Consider the following 9913-nt stretch of genomic DNA (forward strand, 5'->3'; position numbering starts at 1 on the left):
GCGCGCCCGCTTTGCGGAAGATGTCGTAGCGGCTCAGCACGGGGGTGCCTTCGAGCGAGACGTCGAACACGCGCTGGCCGGCGGCGGTCCAGTAGAGCTCGGCGAAGTGCAGGGTGACGGTGTAGGTGCCGTTGGGCACGGCCAGGGCGTAGCTCATCGCCCCGTTGGTGCCGTAGCGCTCGGTCTGGTAGAGCGCGTCGTCGGTGGTGCCGGCGATGGGGGCCGTGGTGGCGTACGTGTTGCCGGGGCTGGGGGCAAAGCCCTGGTCGGCGGCGAAGGCGCCCAGGGTGGTGGCCAGCGCGCCGCCCCCGGCGTTGAGCCGGTAGAGGGCCGTCGTGCCCGGCGGGGTGGCCGGGTTGACGGTGACGGCCACGGTGCTCGGCGCGCTGGGCGTGCCGCGGTTGTCGGTCACGACCAGGGCGAAGCTGTAGGCGCCGGCCACCAGGGCGCTGGCCGTGAGCGTGGCCGTGGCCGCCCCGCTGAGCGTGGCCGGGGCGGGCCCGCTGACCTGGCTCCAGGCGTAGGCGGCGATGGTGTTGCCCGCCGCCGGCGTGCCCGCCCCGGCGAGCACCGCGCTGCTGGCGGGCAAGGTGAGGGTTTGGGCCGGCCCGGCATTGGCTACCGGCGGGGTGTTGGCGGGTGCCGATGCGCCGACGGAGTAGACTTCGATGGCCGAGATTTTCGCATTGTCCACGCCGCCATCGGCTCCCAAGGCGCTAAAAGCCAGGTTTAAGGTATTATCGGCCGCGGTGAAGGCGAATGTTTCGGTGGTGGACGTGAACGCCCCGGCTTTCTTGAAGATGTCGTAGTTGTCCAGCACTTTGGTGCCTTCCAGCGACACATCGAACAGGCGCTGGCCAACGGCCGTCCAGTACAATTCGGCAAAGTGCAGCACCACCCGGTACTGCTGCCCGCTACTCACAGGAATGGCGTAGCTGAACGAGCTGCCGTTGCGCTCGGTCTGGTAAAGGGCATCATCGGTGGTGCCGGCAATGGCCGCCGTAGTGTTGTAAACAATTCCGGGGGCGGGGGCAAAATAACTGTCGGCCGCGAAGGTGCCGATGGAAGTTGCCAGCTGCGGCCCGCCCGCGTTGAGGCGGTACACGGGCGTTTGGGTATTGCCCTGGAGTGCGGTGGTGGTGGCGCCGTTCTGGCCCGAATGCGTGACGACTAAACCAGCCGTTTGTGTGCCCGCGGCAGTGGGCCGGAATTTCACCACCACGCTCACGCTCTGCCCAACGGGCACCACAAAAGGCAGCGGAAAGGGCGACGCATACGAAAATGAGGCCGTGCCGCTAACGGCAATGGCCGACACCAAAATGCCCTGATTGCCGCCGGTATTGGTGAGCACGAGGTTTTTGGTGACTTCCGTGTTGAGCGTGGCAATGCCACAATCCAGCGCGGCGGGAACCGTGAGCTGGCTTTGAGCCAGGGCCGTGCCGCCTGGGCTGGTGGGCCCGAACAAATAGAACGCCTCCTGCGACAGCACCAGCGGGCTGCCGCCCTGGTTGCCCGACCCGGCGGCAATGTACACGCCGTTGTTATTCACAATGGCCTGCGTGCCGTGGCGGCTTTCCTGCAGGTCGGCCAGGCGGCGCCAGGTGTTGGTGGTCAGGTTCAGGGCGTGGGTTTCCTTGTGCCCGGCCGGCTGGCTGCTTTCCCCGCCAATCACGAGCAGCTCATTGCTCAGCAACACGTTGGACGCGCCGGCGCGCGGCGTGGGCAGGTTGCTGCCGGTCGGGAGCGTGGACCAGGTGCCGGCCGTGAAATCGTACACGTCAACCTCCGGAATTGTCAGGTCAAATACCTGATTGGTGGAGCCCGACGACCGCCGCCCGCCGGCCAGGTACAGCTTGTTGTTGACGACGGTGGCGTGGAAATGGTCGCGGGCGCGGGGCGCATCCGGCAGGGCGCGCCAGGTGTTGGTGGCCGGGTCGTACTCATCAAACCACGGCACCCAGCCCGCCCAGTGCCCGTCGGTGATGCCGGCCACCAGGTAGATTTTGTTGTTGTAGACCACGGCCCCGGCCGAGCCGCGCCGCCGCGCCGCCGGAATGGCCGCCCCCACGCTCCACGTATTCTTCGCCGGGTTGAAAATGTAGGTGTTGGGCAGCGGCACTTCGTGCGGGTACGCCCCGTTCATGGCCCCCGCCGCGTAGATGAGGCCATCGAGCGTAACGGCCTGAAAGTGGTTGAGCTCAACGGGCGGCGCGGCTTTGTCGGCCCAGGTATTGGTGGCGGGGGTATACTCCTGCACCGGCACAATGCCCCGCCCCCCCAGCAGGTAAAACTTGTTGCCAGCCCCCACGAAAGCGTTTTCCTCGCGCCCCGTGAAGGCGCCCGCCGTGGGCGTCACAATCTGCCACACCCCGGCGGCCGTCACCGCATCGGCCGTGACGTAGACAAAGTCCCAGGTGGCGGTGAAGGCGGCCGCGCCCCGCGACGTCGCAATCAGGCCCACGGCGTAGGCTTTGCCGTCCTGCAGCGCGGCCCGCAAGGGGCCGGCTGTCTGAATGGGTGGGCCCAGGGCCGTGGTGGCCCCGCCGTTGGCCGCGTACTTGGGCTGCACCAGGCCCGAATTGGGGTCAACGGCGAGAAAAAAGTCGAGCGTGGAGGTGGGGATACCGCCCGGCAGCGCGTACTGCGTGCGCACCGGCACCCCCGCGTTTTCAGCCACGACTTCGATGCCGCCCACGCCGCCGTTGGCAATGAGCGCGATTTTCAGGTAGTTGTCCTGGTCGCCGTTGCCAAGGTAGATGCCCTGCGACTGGAAGTTCTGCGGCGTCAGGTTGTTGAAGAACGGGCCCAGCAGCCGGCCCTGAATGGTGAACGGAAACGTCGAGGATTTCACCCCAAACTGGAAACCGTTTTGCTGGGTGTTGGTGGTGCCCAGCGCATCGCCCACTGAGGTGTTGACGATGGAAAAAGCCCCCACCGCGCCCCCGGCAATCAGGTTGTTGGCGTCGTAGAGGCTGGCGTAGTTGCTGGTGCCGTTGCTCATCAGCCCCGTAAAGCCCACGCCAAACAGGCCGGTGCCGGGGAAGTTGTTGAACAGGTCGTACTTGATGGGCAGGGTGGTGGCGAGGCCGTTGGCCGGGTCCAGGGGGAAATAATCGCTGGTATCGGCAATGCCGTCGTTGTCGTCGTCGGGGTCGTTGCGGTCGGAGATGAAGTCGTGGTCGAAGTCCGCGGGAATGCTGGCGGCCGAGCAGGGATTGGTGCCGTTGTCCATCTCGTCGGCGTTGGTGTAGTGGTCCTGGTCGTCGTCGTTGGCGTCGTGCAGGCCGGTGCACACAAAGTAGCCCTGCGGCTCAAATACCGTGACGGCGTTGGCCCCGTACGTGGCCGTCCACACCGAGCCCGGAAATACGTCGGCATCGCCCTGGGCCGTGATATCGAGCGGAATAGCGCCAAAGCCCGAGGCAAAAGTCGGGTCCTGGTTCAGCTTGTTTTGCGGGTCGCGCAGGTTGGTTACGTTGGTGCCATCCGGCGTGAGCGAGATGAGCTCAATGTCGCCGCCGTAGCCGCAGGCCAGCAGCGTGCCCGTCAGCGCGCCGTTGAAATTGGTGGCCGTGTACTCGGCCAGGCCATTGGTGGAGTTGACGAACGTGAGCAAGGCCGTGCCTTCCACCCCCGGCATTCGAAAATCGCCTTCGATGGGGTTGGCCGTTGCCACCGGCGGCCAGTCGGTGGGCAGCGGGTTCGTGCCCGTCTTGCTGGTCCGAAACACGGCCGTCGTGCCATCGTTGGTGTAGAGGCCGGCCCCCGTGGGGTTGGCGCGGGTGGGGGCGGGGTGGCCCGCGTAGTAGCTGCCGGCGGTGTAAGTAGCCAGATTGCCAATGTAGTGCAGCCCGTCGAGGTTGTTCACGGTGCCCTCGGTGGCCGTGGGAGTAGTCGAGCCCGGCTCGCCCACCACGTAGTTGTTGGTGACGTTGGCGGTGCCCTCGTTGGGCGGGTAGCCGCCCCAGCCCTGGTTGGCGCCGTTGTCAATGGTATACATCTTCCGGCCCTTGGTGATGAGCACGTCGTAGGGGTTGCGATAGCCCGGCGAGAACACCTGCACGGGGCCGCCCGCCACTATTTTCGCCTGGTTCAGGCCGTTGTTGCCGCCGAAGGGGTCGGAGGGGTCCGCTCCGTTGACGTTGGCGCGGGTGGGGTCGTCCAGGGTGGGCAGGTCGTACTTATAGGCTGCGTTGCCGGTGCCCTTGGTCGTCATGGCATTGATGGCCGTGAGGTTGACCGACAAAATAGCTGCCGATAAAGCGTACTCGGTCAGGTAGTTGAAATTTATGGACGGCGCGCCGGCATTGGTGTTGCCGCCCTGGGCCACGTACAGCGTGTTGGTCTGGGCATCGAGCTGCAGGCCATTGGTCGAGTGGTTTTCCTCGGAGCGGGGCAGGCCGCGCACCAGGTCCAGCTTCGTCCAGGTGCTGCCGCTCCGGGTCAGCTGCGAAATGATGCCGGAATTCGTGTCCAGGGTGGTCACCCCGGAAGGCCCGCCAATGCGGCTGTCGCTGGATGCCACGTAGATAACCGGCACGGCGGCCGTGCCTTTCACCAGCAGGCCCGTTACCTGGCGGGTGGTCACGGTCGGGTTCAGCGCGCCGTTGTCGTCGTGGTTCGGAATCTGATTAATCAGGCTGATGACTTCGGTTGCGGTGGCCGTGTAGTCGTTTGCCGCGTTCCGTACAATGGTAAAAGCCTTAATCAGGCCGCCTTGCTCCGATACGTACAAGCGGCCATCCGGCCCGAACTGCAGGGAGGTGGGGTTGGTGAGGGCCACGCCTTTTAGCCCGCTCGGAGTGAAATTGAATTGGCCGGGCGGGGGCGCCATCGGGCGCCGGGCCGTGGCCTGCGGCCCGCCTGCAGTGGCCCGGTGAGTGCTTTGGTGCGTTGGGCCGAGCGGCCTGGTGAGAGGGGTGCGGGCCGGTACTCTCAAAGGGCAGGCTGCCGAAACGAAGCTGCTACCCAGGGCAATCAGGGTGAGAAACCGCCTTGCTTTTAGGCCTCTGGGCCTGGAGTAGAAATTGTCGGTCATGGTGGGGAGGTTACATGAAAAGACGAAATCGAAAGCAACAATCGATTGTGGCCCGTAGAGGATTTCCAGCACCAGCTCCCCGCACCCTACCGCGCACGCCGAACCAGGCACCCAAAGTGGTGAGCCCAATGAATGAAGCAACTATTGAAAAAAATAATAAAATGCCCTTACGTGGTAGATAAGAGGCTTTTATTATGGCACAAAAGACGCCTGGAGGCGCTCAACTCACTTACCAACTGAAAAGCCCGGCAGCCGAAATAGCCGTGGCTGGTCAAAAAACCCTCAGCAGATTTATATACTAAAAATTAAATTTTCAGACTGGTTGGTGAATTCTGGAGGACGGTAGTTACAGGCGTAAAGCAATAATCTTGTAATAGAATCAAATTTATAAAAAACTTAACATTATTTATGTTTATTCATAAAATTATTTTTCTTAGTAAAATAGCCATACAAATAGCCGGCTGTAGGTTAGCCTCAGCAACGCGACGTACCGCTGAATACGGTTTCATGCGCCTGGACGGCCGCTCGCGCAAGCCGGCGCGCATTCCCAGGCATTTTACCCACGGCCGGGCCCCGTTTGTGAAGCCTTCTGCTTTTCAGGTGGTAGGGCAGTAGTAGAGCCCAAAAAAACGTTGCGTTGGGGCCAGCGGGTACCGGCCAGCAGCTAATTGTTGCCATAGTAGCCTTGGAACTGCTGTTTGTAGCATTTCTGGAGGAAGTACGCCACTGCATAATGAAACTATAGTGAATATTTTATTTATTTTATAGTTTATTTTTTTGTTATAATAATCCTGTTAATTTCGTTCTGCTGTTGCTCAACCATTGCCCACTCATGCGATACTCGGCCAGCTTGCTACCGGGCCGGCGCAGGCTGGCCCGTGCGGAAGTCTGCAATTGCGGGTTTCGTTAGGGCCCAGGTAAAAAACCTTTCAATTCGAAAAGCCAAGGTGCTATCCACCAGTCTGGCAGCCTGATGAATGCCCCGTTTACTCCCGCCTTCCGTGCCTGCTCCAGCTTGGGTGTTTCCAGGCCCACACCACCACCAGGTTTTTGCTAATAGTGCTGCTGGCGTAAGATTTCTTACCGCAGCAGCGTCGTCGTAACGATGCCTGAAAAGGCCGGGGCTTGGCTCTGAACCCCAAACCGGGATGCCGTCAGCAACTGGCCGGGCTCAAACGCGTCCGGCGGCGTCCAAACGTCCGAGAATCCTTCGCATCCACCACTAAACCCACCTCAAACATGAAAAAAAACCTGTACGCTTTCGTGTTCATTCTGCTGATGCTTCCCTGGGCCGCGCTCGGCCAGAGCATAACGTTTTCGGTGGCCCGGGGCTTCTACGACACGCCCTTTCAGCTGGCCCTGAGCACGAGTATTGCGGGCGGCTCCATCCGCTTCACCACCGATGGCACGGCCCCCACCACCACCACCGGCACCGTGTATGCGGGGCCTATTGCGGTGAGCACCACCAGCGTGGTGCGGGCCATTGGCTACAGCGGCGCGACGGCCACGCCGGTGGCCACCAGCACCTACCTGTTTCTGAACGATGTGCTGCACCAGCCCAAGTTCATCGCGGGCTGGCCCAACCACGACTACGCGCTGGGCTCGGGCACGGCCACGGCCACGCACGACTACGAAATGGACCCCAACGTGGTGAACGACCCGGCCTACAGCAGCGTGGCACGGCCGGGCCTGCTGGCCATCCCCACCATGTCGCTGGTGCTCGATAAGGCCGATTTCTGGGACCTGTACGAGGGCTCCAGCTCGCACCCGACATCGGTGGAGCTGTTTTACCCGGACGGCACGAAGGAGCAGTTCAACTGCGACCTGGAAGCGCACAGCTCCAACCGCCTGAAACGCTCGCTGGCGCTGGGGTTCAGCAGCAGCACCACGTCGAATATCTTCCGGAAAGCGCCGTTCAATGGCGCTTCGGTGGCCAATACCTTCAAGGATACCAAGATTGTGCTGCGGGCGGGCAACAACCGCTCCTGGGCCCGCAACTGGAACCCCGACCGCACCTGCTACACCCGCGACGAGTGGTACCGCCAGAGCCAGCAGGCCGTGTCGGGCGTGGGCGGCCGGGGCACGTTTGTGCATCTGTATGTCAACGGACTGTACTGGGGGCTCTACAACCCCGTGGAGCGCACCGACGGCGGCATGCTCTCGAACTACTACGGCGGCGCTTTTGGCGACTGGATGGCGCTGGACCAGGACGGCATCCGGAGCGGCGACCCCACGCGGTTCAATTTCCTCACCACCACGCTCATTGCCCAGGACATGACCGTGCCGGCCAACTACGCGCAGCTGAAAAGCTACCTGGACGTGGGCAGGTTCTGCGACTACCTGATTGTGACCTGGATGACGGGCATGAGCGACTGGCCCAGCAACAACTTCCACGGCGGCAACCGCAACGTGCCGCCCGGCCCGTACTGGTACAACGCCTGGGACTGCGAATGGTCGTGGGACACCACCCTCGGCTCGAACCAGGGCGCCTGGGTGCACCCCGAGTTCCGCAACGACCAGACGGGCAACGCCACCATCGCCAAAATCTGGCACTCGGCGCGGCGCAACAGCGAGTTTATGCAGCTCTTTGCCGACCGCGTGTACCGCGCCTGCTACAACGGCGGCGGGCTGACCGATGCCGCTTCCCGGGCCCGCTGGGCGCAGCTGAACGGCTACATCCAAACGGCCATCGTGGATGAGTCGGCGCGCTGGGGCGATGCCTTGCAGGACGGCATCACCCGGACGCGGGACGGCTACTGGACGCCCGAAGTGAACCGCGTGGACGGCCTGATGAACGGCAACGTGGCCCGGTTTATCGCGGCCCTGGTGGCGCAGGGCTACTATCCCACCGTCACGGCCCCCGGCTTCAGCCAGGAGGGCGGCACGGTGGCAGCGGGCTTCCAGCTCACCATCAGCAACCCCAACGCGGCCGGCACCATCTACTACACCACCGACGGCAGCGACCCTGAAGCTGCCGCCGGCGCGGTGGGCGCCACGGCCACCGCCTACACCGGGCCGGTGGCCATTACGGGCAGCCAGGCCGTGAAAGCGCGGGTGCTGAGCGGCGGCGCCTGGAGCCCGCTGCACGAGGCGCCGTTCACCATTTCGGGCCTCATCGCGGGGCTGTACATCAACGAATTCGTGGCCAGCAACACCAAGTATGCCGACGAGTTTGGCGAGTTCGATGACTGGATTGAGATTTACAACTCCACCAGCCAGCCGATAAACATTGCCGGCCTCTACCTCACCGACCTGCTGACCAACCTCACGCAGTCGCAGATTCCGGCCACCAACGCGGCCCTGACCACCATTCCGGCCCACGGCTACCTGCTGATTTGGGCCGACGGCCAGCCGGCCCAGGGCCCCCTGCACATCACGCCCAAGCTGAGCAAGGGCGGCGAAGCCATTGGCCTCTCGCAGATGATTGGCACCACGCCGACGGTGCTGGATTCCTACACCTTCGGGGCGCAGGCCGATGACGTTTCCACGGGCCGGTTTCCGGATGGCAGCAGCACGTTCCGCACGTTTGTGGCCCCCACGCCGGGCGCGTCCAACGTGGTGGCGTTCAAATCCGGCCTGTTTATCAACGAGTTTATGGCCGTCAACCAAACCTCGATTACCGATGAAGCGGGCGAGCACGACGGCTGGATTGAAATTTACAACAACAACTCCCAGCCCATCAACGTGGGCGGGCTGTACCTGACCAATGCGCTGGGCACGCCGGGCTTCTTCCGGATTCCGACCACCGGCGCAGCCCAAACCACCGTGCCGGCCAAGGGCTTCCTCACGCTGTGGGCCGACAACCAGCCGGCGCAGGGCGTGCTGCACCTGGGCTTTACGCTGAACGCGGGCGGCGGCCAAATCGGCCTGGCCGACATCGTGGGGCCCGATGTTGCGGTTATCGACTCGCTGCGCTACAGCGCGCAGGTGGCCAACGTCTCACGCGGGCGATACCCCGATGCCAGCAAGCAGTTCAAGGCCTTTGCCACGCCCACGCCGGGCGCAACGAACACCGTGCCGGCCATTTCGGGGCTGTTCATCAACGAATTCATGGCCAGCAACTCAACGTATCCGGACGAGGGCGGGGAGTTTGATGACTGGGTGGAAATCTATAACTCCGGCACCCAGCCGGTGGACATCGGCGGGCTCTACGTCACCGACGACCTCACCAATAAGAGCAAGTACCAGATTCCGACCACCAACGCGGCCCTCACCACCATTCCGGCGCACGGTTTCCTCTTGTTGTGGGCCGATGACCAGGCGTTTCAGGGGCCCTTGCACGTTGGGTTTAAGCTGGGTGCGGGCGGCGAGCAAATCGGCCTGTTCCAGCCCAGCGGCGGCGCGGCCGTCGCGGCGCTCGACTCGCTCACTTTCGGACCACAGGTGGCAGACGTGTCGAGCGGCCGGGCGCAGGACGGGGCCGCCACCTTCGTCACCTTCGCCGTGCCCACGCCCCGGGCCACCAACAACGCCCCGGCCGCCGGGCCGCAGGTCGTGAGCTTTGCCCTAATCAACGCCGATACCGGCCAGCCCATCCGGACCCTGGCAGCCAATGACGTGGTGAACCTCGCCACCCTGCCCACCCAGCACCTCAACGTGCGGGCCAACACCAGCCCGGCCGCCGTGGGCAGCGTGGTGTTGGCCCTGAGCGGAGCGCAGGGCCAGAACCAAACCGAGTCGGTGGCCCCCTACGCGTTGTTTGGCGACAACAGCGGGGTGTACAATCCCTGGACGCCGCCGGTGGGCAATTATTCGCTGCTGGCCACGCCCTACGGCGGCGGCGGGGGCAGTGGCCCGGCCGGCACGCCGCTCACGGTTTCGTTCTCGGTGACCAACCAGGTGGTGGGCGCTTCCTACACGCTGGGCGTGGCCACG

2 protein-coding genes are annotated in these 9913 nt (G+C 63.7%); one reads left to right on the forward strand and one right to left on the reverse strand.

The annotated features are described in order from the left end of the window. Positions 1 to 4834, reverse strand: a 4834-nt coding sequence (locus J4G38_RS20455; RefSeq protein WP_226163610.1) for a malectin domain-containing carbohydrate-binding protein, incomplete at its 3' end; no start/stop codon positions are given. A 1443-nt stretch (positions 4835 to 6277) separates the two neighbouring features. Here J4G38_RS20455 and J4G38_RS20460 point away from each other — a divergent pair. Next, positions 6278 to 9913 (forward strand): lamin tail domain-containing protein (locus tag J4G38_RS20460; RefSeq protein WP_226163612.1); only part of this gene is annotated, 3636 nt, incomplete at its 3' end.

Origin of the sequence: Hymenobacter terricola (assembly GCF_017921975.2) — a bacterium.
Taxonomy (GTDB): domain Bacteria; phylum Bacteroidota; class Bacteroidia; order Cytophagales; family Hymenobacteraceae; genus Hymenobacter; species Hymenobacter terricola.